We start from the raw sequence: 16,943 nt of genomic DNA, 5'->3' as shown, positions 1-16,943 counted from the left end.
GCGATCCAGCCGCTGACTCGGTTCGGTATCGCTTTTTCCCAACGAGCCGGGAGGGACAACACCGATGTGTCCGAACAAGGATCGGCAAACCCGAGAAACCGATGATCTTCTGTTCACCTGGCGGCAGCGGCAGGGTCCTTTGGATCTGCTGGCCCTGGAGCATAGGGCGCGCCAGGCACGAGCCGAGGCTCTGCGGATCCTGGCCCGTAGCGCAGTCCGGTGGTGCCATTCGCTCCCCTTGGCCCGTTCGCCGACCGGACCCGGCGTCAATGCGCCCTCGGTCGAGGCTCACGCCCGCGACCAAAAGTCAAAAAGCTGAAGACGAAAGCTAGAGCATCAGGCAGCCAAAACGTCTTCGTCTGGCGTTCGACAAAATGCGTTGAAACAAAGAGTTAGAGCGCGGTTTTGGTTCCATCGAGACGCAAGCGCTCTAGACGCGGCTTTCCAGCCGCGAGAGCAGGTAGTCGACCTCTTGTCTGGCCGCCGCCGACAACGCACTGCCCGGCTTGCGCTGGGCGTCGGACGCGATGGCACCCCGCTTCATCATCACATATTTGCGTACCGCAAGTCCCACGCCGGGTTGCTGTTCATAGCGCAGATAGGGCAGGTGGGCGTCGAAAAGATCGTGCGCTTTGTCGCGCTCGCCGGCGGCAGACAGTTTCACCACGTCGACCAGCATATCGGGGAAGGCGTAGCCGGTCATCGCGCCATCGGCGCCGCGCTCCATCTCGAAGTCGAGGAAGAGGCCGCCATTACCGGTGAGGATGGACAGCGGCCGCAGCAAGCCGTCCTTCTGAAAGCCGCGCAGCGCGCTGATCTTCTCCAGGCCCGGCCAGTCCTCGTGCTTGAGCATGAAGCAGGCCGGATTGTCGGTGACGATGCGGCGGATGACGGCCGGCGTCATGACGACCGAGAGGGTCAGCGGATAGTCCTGCAGGACGAAAGGGACATCCTCGCCAACCGCTTCGGATGCGTTGCGGAAATAGGTGACGATCTGGTCGTCGGTGCGCAGCGCCGGCGGCGGCGCAATCATCACGCCCTGCGCGCCAACCTCCATCGAGGCGCGCGCAAGGCTGCGCATGGCGGCGAAGCCAGGGGCAGAGACGCCGACGATGACCGGCAGCTTAGTGCGCGCCACGATACGTTTGATGATCTCGAGCGATTCGCCGGCGTCGAGCTTCGGGGCCTCACCCATGATGCCGAGGATTGTCATCCCATCGACGCCGCAGCGCTCGTAGAAATCGACCATCGAATCAAGTGATTCCCAGTCGATCTTGCCATCCGCCTCGAACGGCGTCGGGGCAATGGTGTAGACACCTTTGGTGTCAGGACCGATGGCCATGAGATCCTCCTAAATTCAGCTTTCAGTCGTAGCGCAGGACCGATGGTCCGATCCAACCCGGCAGTTGGTCCGGACGGGCGGGCGCGAAGATTTCGTAATGCGCAATGGCGGGGCCGGCGGGAAAGAAAAGAAGGTCGCCCGGATGTGCGTCGAAGATCTTGCCGTCAATGGTGAGCTTACACATGCCCGATACCATGACAAGGATCTGCTCGTTGTCGTGCCAGTGCGAAACGGAGCCATCTTTTGAGTGCCAGCCAGGCATTGAAGTAACCGCATGGTAAGCTTGCTTCGCTATCACATTCATAATGCCACCGATGTCGGCATTTGAACCTTGGTAAATTAGCATGATCTCAATTGCGGAGGCAGGGGACTACAGTCCATCGACAAAATGGTCATTGCGCCTTGCCTTCTTTCTAGCAATCTACGTGATGTGCGCGTCTGCAATAAGTCCACAGTCTTTCTTCCACCTAACGCTGGTTTATGCCCAGAAGTTCGCCGCCGGTATTCCGATCTTGTTTGTTGCTGGTGTCTGTTCCGCTGCGCTTATTTATGGTCGAGGAAAACCAACTCGCTACGCCGTAGATTTGGTCCGAGCGCGCTGGCGTGGCTGTTTGCTGGTGCTGCTGTTCTTCTTCGCCAGCTTGACCGCGTTCTCTACCTACAAGATGGCCATCCCGTCCGTCGTTCCATTCTATGCGGACAACTGGTTAGCCGATCTGGATGAATGGTTGCACGGGGCAGCGCCGTGGGAACTCACGCACAGGCTCGACAGCAACATTTGGTCGATCGTCGTCTTCAACAGCTATGAGGTCATTTGGTTTTTCCAGTGGTTCGGCACGATGCTTTTCGTGTCTCTCTGGTCGGACAAGATTGGCCGCGTCCGCTACCTCTGGGCAGCCGCGCTGACGTTATCCATCCTCGGCACTGTGCTGGCCTTGGCGCTGGCATCGGTCGGGCCGATCTACTACCACCAGATTGTTGGCGAGGACCGCTTCAGCGGACTCAACGCCGCCATGGACGGTCTCGACTATAGCCACATGGTGCGGGAGCCCGCTGCATATCTTCTGACGGCTTATCAGAGCGGCCGGCCAGACCTTGGCGGTGGCATCTCGGCCATGCCAAGCATGCACGTCGCCTTTGCCACACTGAATGCCTATCTGCTTTCTTCCCTCAATCTCTGGCTCGGTATTCTCGGTTGGATGTTCGCAGCCCTGATAATGTACGGTTCGGTATATACCGGATGGCACTACGCTGTTGACGGCTACGTCTCCATTATCGTGGTGTCGGCGATCTGGTGGGCGACCGGACGCCAGCCAGCGCAGATCGAGACACAGTTTGCGATACACCAACCCATAGAAGGTTAGGTGCCTGGCAATGTCAGCCAGGGGCACAGCGCTGGTTAACTGGGCGCCGCCCTCTGCATATGGGACGACAAATCCGCGAGGTCGAAACTCGCGGAAAAGAGAAGTCTTGCGCTGTCGGACAATGCAATCATGCTCTCCGGGCTGTCATCCTTCTTCGGCCGCGAGATCAGGCGCGATCCGCGCAGCGATTGAAGTCAAGAAACTGTCGATCCGGGGAATGACTTTGCCAAAGTCAAAATCCAGCCTTAACCTTCTGCAACGCATTTCGAGGTCGAGAACCCGGTTTGATACTCGATCTGTCCGGGAAAGCCGCACGGAACGGAGCCATCCTTATGAATGACATCCAGGTGAGGATTGCAGGAGGGGACACCATTCGAAGCCTGCATGCCGACCTGCCAGTCAACGCCACGTTCCATATCTGGATTAAGGCGACCAAGCCGGACGCTCCGGGCTCGCTGTCTTTTTCCAATGTCCGTGGCAAGTTCGGCGAAGTGAGCGTTACCAACGCCGAAGAGTATGAATTCAGAATTTTTCACGTCTTCGGCGGCGGCAGTGTCGAACTGGACTACGACACGGATCAAACCTCGGTATCGGTTGCCTACTGGTTCGCATTGGCCGACGTGCTGGAGACAGGCATTACAGTTCTCCACACCAATCCCGGAAATGCGCCGCCGAACATCCCTGACAGCTATCATTTTCGCCCGCCGTTCGGCTGGATGAACGATCCAAACGGATTCGGTCGGTTTGGAGGTCGCCCACATCTCTTTTACCAGCATTATTCCCATGGACTTCGGTGGAATACGATGCATTGGGGCCACGCCGTATCTTCCGACTATTTGCGGTGGCGTCACATGCCCATCTTCCTGTTCCCGTCGGAAGATCTTACCGCAAGGCCCGACAAACGGGGCGGTGCATATTCCGGCTCAGCCGTCCCGCTTGCCGATGGCCCGGGTATTCGCGTCTTTTTCACCGAGCAGGTACAGGACCGTATCCCAGAGCAGCAAATCCAGCTCACCGCCACTTCCAGCGACCTTATCACGGCGGGAAATGCCGACGTCATCCTGCCCTACCGCCCGCTTGACGAGGGATTGACCACCGATTTTCGCGACCCGTACGTCTTCAAGGGACCGGATGGCCGTTGGAAAATGCTGCTGGGCAGCCAGAGCGATGAGGGCGGCGTTGTCCTGCTCTACGAAACCCATGACCATACGGCCGCCACCGGCTGGACATATATCGGCAAGCTTCTGGTCGAGAAACACTATCGGACGACGGCGATCGAATGTCCCTGTCTGCTGCCGCTCGACGGGCCTGCGACCGATCCCGCGACGCGCTGGGTTCTAATTCTCGGGCTGATGAACAGTGAGGACCAGTCCACCCGGCGCAAGAACCTGACAATAGCCATTGTCGGTTGGTTCGATGGTCGGACGTTTGCCAAGGAATTCGAACAGGAACTGGACTTCGGGACAGATAATTACGCCTTCCAGGCCTTCGTCGACGGTGATGCCATTGTCGGTATAGGATGGCTTGCCAACTGGGCCGATACCGGACCGGCGATCGATTTCCCCACTGCCATGACGTTGCCTCGCAGCATCCATCTATCTGCAGGCGAGTTGCATACCCCGCCCATCGGAGCAGCCGAGAGCCTGCGGAGCCATATTCTGGACCGGACACGCCTCGCAGCCGGAGAACAGGTAAGCTTTATCAATGGCGCGGTCGAAATCCTGTTCGAGTTGGAAAGGCCGGGTGCCCATTTCCGCCTGAAACTCCAACATCCAACTGTCCGACTTGAAGTTGTGGTTGACGACGAGGGACTTGCCATTTGTCATGAAGACGGCGGCGCAGCGGAATCTCCTCACTATATCGCCAAGGGAGCCCGTCCAAAACGGCTGCGGATATTCCTCGACTACGGATCGATCGAGGTTTTCGCGGATCGCGGCCGTTGGGCTGGCACGAAGCGGATCAGCGGTTTTGAGCCGGTACAATCGGCACGTCTCATCGCCGAGACGGGGGCCGTTCTACACGCGACGGTATGGGCGCTCAAACCTTGACAGGGAGATCAATATTTTCAGCTCAGGATCGGGCGTCCGCAAACACCGACCAATGAGCGAGGCCTTCGACGACGCCAAGGGCGAACTGTTTCTTCGCGCTGTAAATCAGCGGGTTGTCCCGCGCCATGTCAAGCAGTTCGGGAAGGGCATTGGCAACGACAATCCCACGCGCACCCGGCAGGTCGAACATACTGCGATCGTTGTTGGTATCGCCGGCGACCACCACCTCATCCAGACCGATGCCGAGTTCATTGCAGAGCCAGGCCAGCGCCTGCCCCTTGTCTGCTGAACGCGGCAGGATGTCGAGATCGCGTCCACTCGAATAAACCATCGTCACCGACAGGCCGGCTTCGGCCAGAGCACGCTCGATGCTGGCAAGGGCTTCCGGACTTGCGTCGAGCAGGAACCAACTCGATTTGAAGGCGTGTTGATAGCCGTCGGGTTGACGGACGGTGTCTTCGAGCGATCCGAGCACCGCATCGACCTTTTCAAGAGACCAGCCTTCCGAAAACCTCTGGGTAAAGTGGCTCAAATCAGTAAAATGTGCGAGGCGCGAGGCGTGCCGCGGACCGGCGAGCATCGTACCGACACCGCCGATCACGTAGTCCGGCGCTGGCAGGGCGACTTCATCGACGAAGTTCAAAATGTCGTCGGCCAGACGACCGCTGTTGTAGACGAGAACCGGCCGGTGCTCGGGATCGAGCGCTTCCCATTTTGACCGAAAGCGTGACGTCGCCGGCGGATCGCCCGCCAGAGTTCCGTCGAGATCACTCGAAAGAAGCGCGATCGGTTTCAATCGCCGTCGTTCCACGGCTCGTCCCAATCATGGTCGTCGACCGCCTTCAACACCGGACGTCCCTCGACAAGGCTGACCAGTTGCTGCGCGATACCTGTCCAGGTGAACAGGCTGCGCGCCTTGTGCGCACCCATGCGGCCCAGGCGACCGTAGAGGCGCGGGTGCTTCATAGGCTTGACGATGGTGATGCCGAGATCCTCCTTGTCGAACGGATCACCGAAGAGCGCATGTCGGCCATAGCTGATCCCGCGATAGAGGCCGCCATGGATCGTAACCACGGTGGGCGTTCCGCAGGCCATCGCCTCGATCGCGGTCATGCCGAACGGCTCGTAGCGACTTGACAGGACGAACATGTCCGCCGCCCGATAAGTGTCGGCCAGATCCTCGTCGGCAACATAGCCTGAGAAGACGACACGGTCCTGCAAGCCTAGCTGTTCAACCTGTTCCTTGAGCTGGTTCAGGATCTTTTGTTCCTGCTCGTCCATGTTCTCGCCGCCGACAGCGAGCCTCAGGACCGCATCCGGCACACGCGGCGCCACCACGGAAAACGCATCGATCAGCAGGTCGTAGCCCTTGTTGGTGGCGAGCCGGCCGAGCGCCAGGATCGTTCGCCCTTCGAAGCCGAGCCGATGGCGGATCAACCGGCGAGACGCCTCGCTGACGGGGAAGAACCGGTTGTCGTCGTAACCGGGCGGGATCATGTGCACGCGGTCGCGCTCGAGACTGTAGTCCTCGATCAGCATATCCACCTGCGGCGGCGTTGTTGCAATCACCATGGCGCAGCTTCGATAGATGATCGTCTCGTGCTTTATGCGCTCGGTGAAATTGAACTCGGCCTCGAATGTATCGGCCTTGTCCGGGTAGTCCGTCTTCATCTGGCGCTGCTTCCATATGCCGAGGGAATGCGGCGTATGGATGTGCGGGATAGTGAGCGCTTCCGACAGTCGCTGCCCCGCCACGCCCGCATCCCAGTAGTGGCTGTTGATGAAGTCGTAGGAGAGGTTTTCCCTGCGAATCAGGCGCAGCGCGTTTTCACACCACTCGAGAAGGTGGCGGTGAAGATATTCCTTCGGAATAAAATCGCGTCCGCCACAGGCGACACGCAGGACACGAACCCCGTCTGCCACTTCATCGACAGGAGGCTGGTCTTCAAATCGCCGCGTCCAGATATCGACGGCATAGCCCAACTGGGCCAGCTTTTTTGCAAGTTCCAGGACGTAGACCACCTGTCCGCCGGTATCGGCCGCGCCGAGTGGTGGGTTGGCAGCTACGTAGCCGTGGGTTGAAATGAGTGCAATTCGAGGTGTCGCCGCATCCGAGTTGACGTCCGGCATCTGTATCCTTCTCTACGATTCTGCACGCCCGCAGTCGAAAGCGTGCGCCAATTCACAACTATAAGGATTCCACCCTCCATTCGCAAATTCCGAGCATGCGCTCAGGTCAACGCATTTGACGTGATGGTAAGGCAAACCGGCTCTGTCGCATATTTCGGTCACCGAGTTGCCTGGAATCGACGTTCGACGGTTCTTCGAGGATTTACGGTGTCCAACGGCTGCCAATTCGATCAGTCTGTCATCCCTTGCGCCCGTTGGTCTCTGACCTCATCGCCTGAGCCTTCGCGTCCTTGCGGAGAGGGCCGAGTGCGGCATCAACGTCTGTCGGGCGATCCGGTTGCACCAGCCTTCGCTCCACGGTGGGGAAGGGCGTATTTCGTTTGATATTCCACGCGTTGCGCCATAGAGGCGGACTCTCAGGTCGAATCGTGCCGCCGCACTATCTTTGTGTTTGAGCATCGGATTTTTCCCAAAACCGGTTTCCACTTCTGGGTCCAATGTTCTAGACGTGACAGGCACCTTTTCCGGAATTCTGATGGCGGGAGGCGCTGGTGGAAAGCCAGGACGAACAGACGACCGGCGCCAGGGCCGCTGAGGGCAGCCATGCCGACATTTATGGCGAGGACGGCGCCATTCTGTCGTCGTTCTTGGCCCAGATCGGCGCAGCGATCGCCGATCGCGACACGCTGACGCTGAAGCGTGAAGTCGACGACCTGCACCAATCGGAACTCGGCGATCTGCTCGAGGCGCTTCATCCCGAACAACGCCGCGCGCTGGTCGACTTGTTGGGCGCCGATTTCGACTTTTCCGCGCTGACCGAGGTCGACGAGGCGATCCGCCGCGACATCGTCGACAGTCTGCCCAACGCGCAGATTGCCCAGGGGGTGCAGGATCTCGATTCCGACGACGCGGTCTACATTCTTGAGGATCTCGAAAAGGAAGACCAGGACGAGATCCTGTCGCAACTGCCGTTCACCGAGCGGATCAGGCTGCGCCGCTCGCTCGACTATCCCGAAGAGACCGCCGGCCGCCGCATGCAGACGGAGTTCGTCGCGGTGCCGCCGTTCTGGACGATCGGCCAGACCATCGACTATATGCGCGAGGACAATAACCTTCCCGACCGCTTCAGCCAGATTTTCGTCATCGATCCGAGCTTCAAGCTGCTCGGCGCCATCGATCTCGACCAGATCCTGCGCACTAAGCGCTCGATCAAGGTCGAAGAGGTCATGCATGAGACCAGGCACGCCATTCCGGCCACGATGGACCAGGAAGAGGCAGCGCGCGAATTCGAACAATACGACCTTCTCTCCGCCGCCGTCGTCGACGAGAACGAGCGGCTGGTCGGCGTGCTGACCATCGACGACGTGGTCGACGTCATCCAGCAGGAGGCCGAGGAGGATCTGCTGCGCATGGGCGGTGTCGGCGACGAAGAACTGTCGGACAGCATTCTTTCGACTTCGCGCTCGCGCGTTCCGTGGCTGCTCGTCAATCTCGGTACGGCCTTCATCTCGGCCTCGGTGATCAGTATGTTTGGTGCAACGATCGAGGAAATGGTCGCACTTGCCGCACTGATGCCGATCGTCGCCTCGCTGGGCGGCAACGCCGGTACGCAGACGATGACAGTGACCGTGCGCGCGCTCGCCACACGCGACCTCGATATCTACAATGCCGGTCGCGTCATTCGCCGCGAGGTTGTGGTCGGCCTGCTGAATGGCATGGTCATTGCAACGATCCTCGGGCTGGTCGCCGGCTTCTGGTTTCACAATCCCGATCTCGGTTTCGTCATTGCCGCGGCGATGATCGTCAACATGCTGGCTGCGGCACTCGGTGGCATTCTGCTTCCGCTGTTCCTCGACAGGCTCGGCGCCGATCCGGCGATTTCATCATCAATCTTCACGACGATGATTACCGACGTTATCGGTTTCCTCGCCTTCCTTAGCCTTGCCACCTGGTGGCTGCATCTGGGCGCGGGAGCCGGATAAGGCCCTTCAATTGACTTTTACGTAAGTTGCGTGCGAGGTTTCGATGGAGAGCTGCCGGTCGATTCCGGTGCGGGACGAGCCCTTTTGTGAATGAAGGGCATCGCCGCATAATGGGCGATCGCGCCGCTATCCGGGCTTTTGGAGTGACGATGCGGGAATATTATTCGATAACCGAACTGACCCGCGAATTCGATGTTTCGACGCGGACGCTGCGCTTCTACGAGGACGAAGGGCTGGTGCAGCCGGTGCGGCGCGGCCGCACGCGGCTGTTTCGCCCGTCGGACCGGCATCTCATCCGCCAGATCATGCGCGGCAAGAGGCTCGGCTTTTCGATCAACGAAATCCGCGAAATCATCCAGATGTACAAGGAGCCGCCCGGGGAGGTCGGTCAGCTCAACCTGATGATCAAACGCATCGAGGAAAAGCGCGAGGATCTGCGCCAGAAGCGCCGCGACCTCGAAGAGACGCTGGCGGAACTCGATCAGGCCGAGGAATCCTGCGTCGAGCGATTGGTGGAGCTCGGCGTCAACACGTGAGCGGCCTTTTTTGACAATTCTACTCTGGCGGCCAGCTAGTGTGGTTTTCTGCCAGAGCGAATTCTTAAAAAGACCTTGCCGCACGCTTCAAATCCAGCGCCGCACCTTTTTAGCGTAATCCCGGTATTTCTTGCCGAATTTCGCCGTCAGAACTCTTTCCTCGCCCTCGATCGCCATCTTCTGCGTTGCGAAGGCGGCGATGATCGCCAGCGGCAGGAACCATACGATCCCCGAGATAAGGGCGACGCCGATCATCAGCAGCGTGTTGGCCAGATATATCGGGTTGCGGCTGACGGCGAAGGGGCCAGATGTGACCAGGTGATCCGGCACGGCGTTTGGGTGGAGCGTCGTCTTTGCCCGGATCATGGTGCGGATTGCCGTGAACCAGAGTGCGACGACGCCGAACAATGCCACCCAGCCGGCCGCGAACAGGATGTCGCCCAGAAGGCCGCCGATCCATGGCAGCGGATAGAGCAAGCCAAGCGCGATGCTGACGGCGATGGCCGCGACATAGATCAGCGGCGGCCACGGTATAAACCCCGGTTTCGGCTGCCCCGGTTTCTGTTGCCCAGGTTTCTGTTGATGGTCGGTCATTGTGCTCCTCCCTCCATCAAAGTGCTGTCGGCTTTGGCAGTGCAGGCGCCGGCGAGCTCGTCGAGATGTGCCTTCCATTCCGCAGCCTGGTCGTTGCGGTAGAGCTGATCAAGCGTGGCCTCGCCCTCGAGTGTATCGAGCATGCACACACAATAGCTGGAGCAGAACTCCGTGTCGCGCGATTGCTCGCACGAAGTCTGGCATTCTTTCAGGAAGGTGACCTGCCTGGTCTCGACCGGTGCCGGCATGACTTGCGAAAAAAGCCAGATCGAGCCGATCAGCACCGGCTGGTGGATCAGATAGAAGGCGAGGCTGTGCCGGCCGATAAAGACCAGCGGATTTGTCCAGCTGCCGGGCGTCAGGCCTGCCAACCGCGTCAGCAGGCCGGAGGCGGAGGCGAGTTTTGCCGTCGCGATGCCCGCAAGCACAGCGCCGAACCATGGCAACAGCGGGACATAATCGTTGGAGCGCGGGTTGGTTGCCGACAGGCCGACCCACCACAGGGCCGGATGGTCGAAGGTCTCGGACCTGAGGTAGAGCGGCGCGGTTATGACGAAAGCTGCCATAACCAGCGTCAGCAGCGCCGGCAGCCGCAGGAACGCCAGGCCGAGCAGGCTGGCGAGCGCGATCTCATGCAGGATACCGAAAAAGATGAAACTGTCCGGCGTGGCAAGCCTCGTGGCAGCCGATATGGCGAGCGCCGCCCCGGCGACCATGGCGAAGCGTTTCCAGAAGCCGTCCCAGCGGATCAGTTTGCCATGGGCGAGGAACAGGCTGACGCCGACCAGGAACAGAAAGGTCGAAGCGATGCAGCGCGCGTAGAATTTCCACCAGCCGAAGGCGGTCAGGCCGGGATCGGTGTAGCCAAAGAATTCGAGATCCCAGGTGAAATGGTAACTCGCCATGGCAAGCAAAGCGACGCCGCGGGCGACGTCGATGGCGATGATGCGCTTGGATCGGTCCTGAACGGTCGGCGTAGAAATGCTCATGGTCTCGCAATCTGATTCAGCACTGCAAGACGACTATCATGGTTGCCCCAGACAAAAGAAGACAGGGCCAAATCCCGTTGATGCTCAGGGCGTCGGTGAAAGCGCCGTATGCCGCTGACGCACCCATTAGAAGCGATGCGGGCCATATTCCTCGGGCATCAGCACTCCGGCCTCGTGGCGCCGGCCGGCTGGTTCCAGAGACGGCGCATTCGCGCTGGTAGCTGGCGGAATTTGGTTTGCCGGGCACGGCGATTCTGCCTATAGTCGCGGCTGTCGTCGGTTCCGTTTGGAACCGCGCATGAACCCGGAACCGGAATCGGTTCCGGAAAGGTCATGCGCAGAGTCTAAGTGTTAGAGCGTCCTTTGTGCGTCCATTCGGACGCACGGCGCTCTAAAGGGAATGCGGTAAGGGCAAAATTCGCCCAATGCCGTGGCTGCCCCCGCAACTGTGTGCGGTAGTCCTCTCCATATGCCACTGAAGAGTTTCTTTCGGGAAGAGCTTCTTCGGGAAGGTGGGGAAGGGCGCTGATCCGCGAGCCAGGAGACCTGCCGGCGACAGGAGAACTGATTTCTATGCCCTCGGGTGGAGGGCGAAAGGACAAGACATGAATACCGCTTCCGTCTCGCTCGTCGCTTCCGTCTCCTCGCAGTCGCGCTTCGTGCAGCTGGCGCTTGCTGCATTTCTCGGCATTTTCGTCATGGGCTTTGTCGGCTTCTCGCATATCGATGCGGTCCACAATGCCGCCCACGACTATCGCCATTCGATGGCGTTTCCCTGCCACTGACGAGGGGCCGACATCATGACACTGTTTCGCAACGTCGTGTTCATCGCGGCGATCGCAGGGCTTGTGGCTGGCGTCGTTCTCGCCTGCATGCAGGCCTACGCCACCGTGCCGCTCATTCTCAAGGCGGAAGTCTACGAGCAGGCCGGCGGTGGCCACACGCATGACCACGCCGCGGCGCCGGCCGCGAACGCCACGGACGCCAATGCCATGAGTAGCGCCGAACCGGCCGCTCCGGCTGCGGAAGACGAAGGCTGGGCGCCGGCCGACGGTTTCGAGCGCTTCGCCTTCAACGTCGTTGCCAACGTCGTCACCGGCATCGGCTTTGCGCTGATCCTGGTCGCCGCTTCGGAGTTCGCCGGCGGCATCGGCAATTGGCGTCAGGGCCTGTTCTGGGGCCTTGCCGGCTTTGCTGTGTTCACGCTGGCTCCGAACCTTGGCCTGCCTCCCGAACTGCCGGCTATGCCGGCTGCCGATCTCGCCCAGCGCCAGATCTGGTGGACGGCAACTGTGGTAGCGACAGCGGCCGGTCTTGGGCTGCTCGCCTTTCGCAAATCCCTGCCGCTGGCGCTGCTTGCCGTGGCGTGGATCGTGGCGCCGCATATCGTCGGCGCGCCGCAGCCCGACAGTTTTGAATCGCCGATCCCGGAAGCCCTGCACCACCAGTTCGTGGTGGCGGTGACACTGACCAATCTGGTGTTCTGGCTGGTGCTCGGCGCCGTCGTCGGCGTGGTGCGCGGCCGCTTGACCGGCAGCACGACCGGCCTGCGCGACAGCTTTGCCTGATCGCGCTGCTCCCGGCGGCAAGCTGACCCTGGTCATCGGCGGTGCGCGCTCCGGCAAGAGCGCGCATGCCGAAAGACTGGTGACGGCCTGTCCGGCGCCGTGGGCCTATATCGCTACGGCGCAAGCCTATGACGACGAGATGCGCGAGCGTATCGCGCTGCATCGGTCGCGGCGCGGCGAGGGTTGGACGACCATCGACGCGCCACTCGATCTCGTCGGCGCGATTGAGGCGTTGCCTGACGGCCGGCCTGTCCTCGTCGATTGCCTCACGCTGTGGCTGACCAACCATATGCTGGCCGAACGCGACATTGAGGCCGAATGCCGAGGGCTGGCCGATGTGCTGTCGCGGCCGCGCGGGCCATGGTTCGTGGTTTCCAACGAGGTTGGCCAGGGCATCGTGCCCGACAATGCGCTGGCTCGCCGGTTTCGCGATGCCGCCGGCCGGCTCAACCAGCAGGTCGCGGCCGTCGCCGGCACAGTGCTGCTGATGGTGGCGGGACTGCCGCTCAAGGTGAAATGAGATGACCGATATCGACGACAGGGACGAGGAACGCCACCGCGCCAAGATGGCCAAGCGCAAGGCGGTGCAGGACGCAGAGGTCGCGGCAAAGACGGTCGAGAAGGGGCTGCTGATCGTCAACACCGGGCCCGGCAAGGGCAAGACCACTGCCGCCTTCGGGCTGGCGCTGAGGATGCTCGGCTACGGCAGGCGCGTCGGCGTCGTCCAGTTCATCAAGGGCAAATGGCACACCGGCGAGAAGGACGCCTTTGCCGCCTTCGGCGACCGGGTCGTCTGGCACACGATGGGCGAGGGTTTCACCTGGGAGACGCAGGATCTGAAGCGCGATATCGCCGCCGCCGAGTCCGCTTGGGCCAAGGCGCTCGAACTGATGGCCGATCCATCGATCAGCCTTCTGGTGCTCGACGAGCTGAATATCGCGCTGCGCTACAATTATCTCGATCTCGACAAAGTGGTGGCGTCGCTGAAAGGGCGCCGCGAAAACCTGCATGTCGTCGTCACCGGCCGCAACGCCAAACCGGCGCTGGTCGATGCCGCCGATCTGGTCACCGAGATGGGCGTGACCAAACATCACTTTTCCGCCGGCGTTAAGGCGCAGCAAGGGATTGAATTCTGAGGGGTGATTGCGCTTCGGCAGGGCACCCTCAAGCATTGCGGTGCTGGTGGCGGTGACGCTGGTAAAATTGCCGATCTCCCCTTGCGGGGGAGATCGGATCTCACCTGCGGTTTTCGACAACCTCAAGCTGTATTGTTCTTGCTTTGTGCCGGCAGCTATGATACTGATTCTTCTATAGTGCTGATTCGCACCGCCGACCCGCTCGCGAGGCGGGTTTTTGTTTTGCGCTCGATCTCGAGCGTCGATCACGCCATAATGACGACCGCCGAGATCTCCCGAACAGCGCGTCAGCACTAGGTCGGCGACCCTGTAGAGTTTCGGCGCCCGCCTTATGGCAGGGGATAGAATTCTGATCGCTAGGCAAGCTGGAGATTGTTCGTGGAACAGGCGGTAATCGTCTATCTTCTTCTGAAGGACGGTCAATTTGGAGCGTCGCAAGAACGCGAATCCATTTACGCGCTCGAGGATCGGCTAGAGAAAGCTATCGAGGATGCGTCGGTCGGCGAGTTTGACGGTGACTTGTTTGGTGAGGGCGAATGCATCCTCTACATGTATGGGCCAAACGCTGAACGACTTTTTGTTGTAGTCGAACCCGTATTGAGATCTTTTCCCGTAGCTGCCGGTGGATACGCGATCAAAAGGTTTGGCGAGGCAGCCGATCCAAGCGCAAAGGAAGTCCGTGTTACTTGGTAGGTCGGGTTTGCCGACCCATTCGGGCGTCACGCAGCGATAACAATCACCGACAGCAAGCCGAACAGCGCGATCAGCAGAAAGTCGGCTACCCGGTAGAGTTTCAGTGCCCGCCTGATGTCGACACTCTCGGCATCGCGGTGGCCGCCTTCGCCCATGAATGCATCGTCGACCATGACGCCGTCATAGGAGCGCGGCCCGGCGAGCGCCAACCCGAGCGCGCCGGCCATCGCGGCCTCAGGCCAGCCGGCGTTGGGCGAGCGGTGTTTTTTCGCGTCGCGCAGCACTGTGCGCCAGGCGTTGCCGGCATCGGCGTCTTTGACGAAGAAGGCGGCCAGCACGATGAGCAGCGCGGTCAGCCGCGACGCCGGCAGGTTGATCAGATCGTCGAAGCGCGCTGCCGCCTGGCCGAAGGCCTCGTGGCGCGGCGTGCGGTGGCCGATCATCGAATCGGCGGTGTTGGCAGCCTTGTAGGCGACGCCGCCGGCCAGCCCACCGACGCCGATCCAGAAGACGGGCGCGACGACGCCGTCGGAAAAATTCTCGGCCAGGCTTTCGATCGCCGCGCGGCAGACGCCGGCTTTGTCGAGCTTTTTCGGATCGCGGCCGACGATCCGTGAAACGGCAGCACGGCCGATGTCGAGCCCGCCATTGTCGAGTCCGTCGGCCACCTGCTCGACATGCTCGGCCAGGCTCTTCTGCGACAGCAGCGATGTCGCCAGAATTGCCGTGAGGACCAGTCCGGCTGGAATGCCCGAAAGCACGGTTTCAACCGCGAAAGCGATGGTGGCCGGCACCAGCACGATGATCAGCAGTGCATCAATGCCGCGCCGACGACGGACGGCGTCGGAATCAATGGCGCGGTTGAGCCTGCGGTCGAGAAAGGATATCAGCCTACCGAACCAGGTGACGGGATGGCCGATGGCGCCAAGCAGCCAGCCCGGGTAGCCGACAGCGAATTCAACAACCAGTGACAGGAAAGCGATCAGGATCGACATGAAGTCTCTTGATGGAGCGGCGGCAGTGTTGGATCACGGCGGAAGCCTTGGCCGGGCGTTGGCGCTTTTTCCCAATGCGCCGCAGCCCTTCGTCGACCTCTCGACCGGTATCAATCCGCACTCCTACCCGTTTTTCGAGCCGCCCGCCACCGCTCTGTCAAGATTGCCGGAAGCTTCGCGCGCCCGTGAGTTGGCCAACGTCGCGGCAAGCGCCTATGGCGCGCCATCGGCAGCGAATGTGGTGGCGGCACCGGGCACGCAGATCCTGTTGCCGCGCGTCGCCTCGCTGGCGAGCCCCGGCAAGGCGCTGGTGTTTGGGCCGACTTATGCCGAACATCAGCGGGCAGCGGCGATCGTCGGTCATGCGGTGATGGAGGTCGACGATTTCGAGGCCCTGGCAGGAGCCGACCTCGCCATCGTCGTCAACCCCAACAATCCGGACGGGCGCGTCATCGAACGCAAGAAGCTGCTTGGGCTTGCCGGAAGATTGCGCGCCAAAGGCGGAGTGCTGGTCGTCGACGAAGCCTTCATGGATGTCGGCCCGCGCGCGGAAAGCCTGGCCGGCGATGTCGAGCAAGGCAGCATGGTCGTGCTGCGCTCCTTCGGCAAGTTCTTTGGCCTCGCCGGCCTGCGGCTTGGCTTTGCACTGGCCGACGCGCTGACAGTCGAACGGCTACAGGCGCAATTCGGACCGTGGGCTGTTGCCGGACCGGCGCTCGAATATGGCATCCGCGCGCTTGCCGACGTGGATTGGCAGGTCGAGATGCGGCGCCGTCTGGCCGAGGATGCCGCGCGGGTCGATGCGCTGTTCGGCCGCTTCGGCGTTGCTGTTGCCGGCGGCACCACGCTGTTCCGCTATATCAGGCTGGCGGACGCCGCCGGTTTGTTTTCGGTGCTTGGCGAGCGCGGCATCCTGCTCCGCCATTTCTCCGACCGGCCGCATGTGCTGCGCGCCGGGCTGCCGGGCGGGGACGAGGAATGGCAGCGACTCGAATTGGCTCTTGCCGACTGGGCGCAACAACGCGACACCAAGGAGATCAAGCAATGATCCATGTCTGTTCGCTGTCAAAAGTCGAGGAAACCGTCGCGAAGACCGGCGCCGAGCGGCTGCTTTCCCTGCTGGCCGCCGGTACCGAGGTGACGCGGCCGGCCTCGATCGCCCGGGAAAACCATCTGCATCTGGTCATGCACGACATTGCCGTGGCGCAAGAGGGCATGACCATGCCGGGCGAAATCCATGTCCGCAACCTGCTCGATTTCGCGCGCCGATGGGATCGGGCGCGGCCGCTGGTCGTGCATTGCTATGCCGGCATCAGCCGGTCGACCGCCTCGGCCTACATCATCGCGGCAGCACTGGCGCCGAAGCGCTGCGAGGTTGAATTGGCCGAGACGCTGCGCGCGCTGTCGCCGACGGCGACACCCAATCCGCGGTTGGTTGCGGTCGCCGATGCGCTTCTTGATCGCAACGGCCGCATGATCCGCGCGATCGAGGCGATCGGGCGCGGCGCGGAGGCCTTCGAAGGCACGCCTTTTGCGTTGAAGATAGACGGCTGATTCTGGTCAGAG

At 61.1% G+C, this 16,943-nt stretch carries 18 protein-coding genes and 1 riboswitch; of the genes, 11 read left to right on the top strand and 7 right to left on the bottom strand.

The annotated features are described in order from the left end of the window. Nucleotides 1-430 precede the first annotated feature (430 nt). Both AC0L14_RS05465 and AC0L14_RS05460 read right to left on the bottom strand, forming a co-directional pair. Nucleotides 431-1,342 carry a dihydrodipicolinate synthase family protein gene (locus AC0L14_RS05465; protein ID WP_473748837.1) on the bottom strand — a complete coding sequence of 304 codons (912 nt, stop codon included), beginning with the start codon at nt 1,340-1,342 and terminating at the stop codon, nt 431-433. A gap of 22 nt (nt 1,343-1,364) precedes the next feature. Beyond that, nucleotides 1,365-1,688, bottom strand: coding sequence for a cupin domain-containing protein (locus AC0L14_RS05460; RefSeq protein WP_473748836.1), 324 nt, complete (start codon nt 1,686-1,688; stop codon nt 1,365-1,367). Here AC0L14_RS05460 and AC0L14_RS05455 point away from each other — a divergent pair. Both AC0L14_RS05455 and AC0L14_RS05450 read left to right on the top strand, forming a co-directional pair. Further along, nucleotides 1,687-2,706, top strand: a complete 1,020-nt coding sequence (locus tag AC0L14_RS05455) for a phosphatase PAP2 family protein (RefSeq protein WP_473748835.1) — start codon at nt 1,687-1,689, stop codon at nt 2,704-2,706. The genes AC0L14_RS05460 and AC0L14_RS05455 overlap by 2 nt on opposite strands. Before the next feature lie 332 nt (nt 2,707-3,038). After that, entirely contained in the window at nt 3,039-4,754 is a 1,716-nt protein-coding gene (locus tag AC0L14_RS05450) for a GH32 C-terminal domain-containing protein (protein WP_473748834.1), read from the top strand. A gap of 22 nt (nt 4,755-4,776) precedes the next feature. On the opposite strand, the gene AC0L14_RS05445 is transcribed toward AC0L14_RS05450, so the two are convergent. Continuing rightward, nucleotides 4,777-5,550 carry an HAD-IIB family hydrolase gene (locus AC0L14_RS05445; protein WP_473748833.1) on the bottom strand — a complete coding sequence of 258 codons (774 nt, stop codon included), beginning with the start codon at nt 5,548-5,550 and terminating at the stop codon, nt 4,777-4,779. Next, nucleotides 5,547-6,884 carry a glycosyltransferase family 4 protein gene (locus tag AC0L14_RS05440; protein WP_473748832.1) on the bottom strand — a complete coding sequence of 446 codons (1,338 nt, stop codon included), beginning with the start codon at nt 6,882-6,884 and terminating at the stop codon, nt 5,547-5,549. The genes AC0L14_RS05445 and AC0L14_RS05440 overlap by 4 nt, the downstream gene beginning before the upstream one ends. A 551-nt stretch (nt 6,885-7,435) precedes the next feature. Between AC0L14_RS05440 and mgtE the strand changes: the two genes are divergently transcribed. Both mgtE and AC0L14_RS05430 read left to right on the top strand, forming a co-directional pair. Continuing rightward, nucleotides 7,436-8,866 (top strand): magnesium transporter, encoded by a 1,431-nt coding sequence (gene mgtE / locus AC0L14_RS05435; protein WP_473636772.1) that lies wholly within the window; start codon nt 7,436-7,438, stop codon nt 8,864-8,866. Nucleotides 8,867-9,015: 149 nt separating this feature from the next. Further along, nucleotides 9,016-9,402, top strand: coding sequence for a MerR family transcriptional regulator (locus AC0L14_RS05430; protein WP_023685221.1), 387 nt, complete (start codon nt 9,016-9,018; stop codon nt 9,400-9,402). Between the two features lie 87 nt (nt 9,403-9,489). Here AC0L14_RS05430 and AC0L14_RS05425 read toward each other — a convergent pair whose 3' ends face one another. Next, a complete protein-coding gene (locus AC0L14_RS05425) occupies nt 9,490-9,996 on the bottom strand; it encodes a methyltransferase family protein (RefSeq protein ID WP_473526666.1) in 507 nt (168 codons plus the stop codon). Beyond that, entirely contained in the window at nt 9,993-10,985 is a 993-nt protein-coding gene (locus AC0L14_RS05420; RefSeq protein ID WP_473636773.1) for an acetyltransferase domain-containing protein, read from the bottom strand. Before AC0L14_RS05420 ends, AC0L14_RS05425 begins: the two co-directional genes overlap by 4 nt. 351 nt (nt 10,986-11,336) lie before the next feature. Beyond that, nucleotides 11,337-11,553, top strand: a riboswitch (cobalamin riboswitch). A gap of 37 nt (nt 11,554-11,590) precedes the next feature. Here AC0L14_RS05420 and AC0L14_RS05415 point away from each other — a divergent pair. From AC0L14_RS05415 to AC0L14_RS05395, 5 genes are all read left to right on the top strand, one after another. Then, nucleotides 11,591-11,770 carry a CbtB domain-containing protein gene (locus tag AC0L14_RS05415; RefSeq protein WP_473485375.1) on the top strand — a complete coding sequence of 60 codons (180 nt, stop codon included), beginning with the start codon at nt 11,591-11,593 and terminating at the stop codon, nt 11,768-11,770. 15 nt (nt 11,771-11,785) lie between these two features. Continuing rightward, the gene (locus AC0L14_RS05410; RefSeq protein WP_473636774.1) at nt 11,786-12,553 is read left to right on the top strand and encodes a CbtA family protein; all 768 of its coding nucleotides are present in this window, start codon (nt 11,786-11,788) and stop codon (nt 12,551-12,553) included. Between the two features lie 22 nt (nt 12,554-12,575). Further along, nucleotides 12,576-13,073, top strand: coding sequence for a bifunctional adenosylcobinamide kinase/adenosylcobinamide-phosphate guanylyltransferase (gene cobU / locus AC0L14_RS05405; protein WP_473748872.1), 498 nt, complete (start codon nt 12,576-12,578; stop codon nt 13,071-13,073). Between the two features lies 1 nt (nt 13,074). Beyond that, a complete protein-coding gene (gene cobO, locus AC0L14_RS05400; RefSeq protein WP_473526670.1) occupies nt 13,075-13,689 on the top strand; it encodes a cob(I)yrinic acid a,c-diamide adenosyltransferase in 615 nt (204 codons plus the stop codon). Nucleotides 13,690-14,067: 378 nt separating this feature from the next. Beyond that, nucleotides 14,068-14,382, top strand: a complete 315-nt coding sequence (locus AC0L14_RS05395) for a hypothetical protein (RefSeq protein WP_473485378.1) — start codon at nt 14,068-14,070, stop codon at nt 14,380-14,382. A gap of 26 nt (nt 14,383-14,408) precedes the next feature. On the opposite strand, the gene cbiB is transcribed toward AC0L14_RS05395, so the two are convergent. Next, a complete protein-coding gene (gene cbiB, locus AC0L14_RS05390) occupies nt 14,409-15,377 on the bottom strand; it encodes an adenosylcobinamide-phosphate synthase CbiB (RefSeq protein WP_473485379.1) in 969 nt (322 codons plus the stop codon). On the opposite strand from cbiB, the gene cobD reads away from it, so the two are divergent. Both cobD and AC0L14_RS05380 read left to right on the top strand, forming a co-directional pair. After that, on the top strand, nt 15,376-16,425 hold the full coding sequence (gene cobD / locus AC0L14_RS05385) for a threonine-phosphate decarboxylase CobD (protein WP_473485380.1): 1,050 nt from the start codon (nt 15,376-15,378) through the stop codon (nt 16,423-16,425). The genes cbiB and cobD overlap by 2 nt on opposite strands. After that, complete coding sequence (locus AC0L14_RS05380) at nt 16,422-16,931, top strand: tyrosine phosphatase family protein (RefSeq protein ID WP_473485381.1); 510 nt, start codon at nt 16,422-16,424, stop codon at nt 16,929-16,931. Before cobD ends, AC0L14_RS05380 begins: the two co-directional genes overlap by 4 nt. Nucleotides 16,932-16,943 lie beyond the last annotated feature (12 nt).

It is taken from the genome of Mesorhizobium sp. WSM4841 (genome assembly GCF_055811515.1).
The sequence above is the reverse complement of the archived record's forward strand: the minus strand, read 5'-3'. Positions and strand labels throughout refer to the sequence as shown.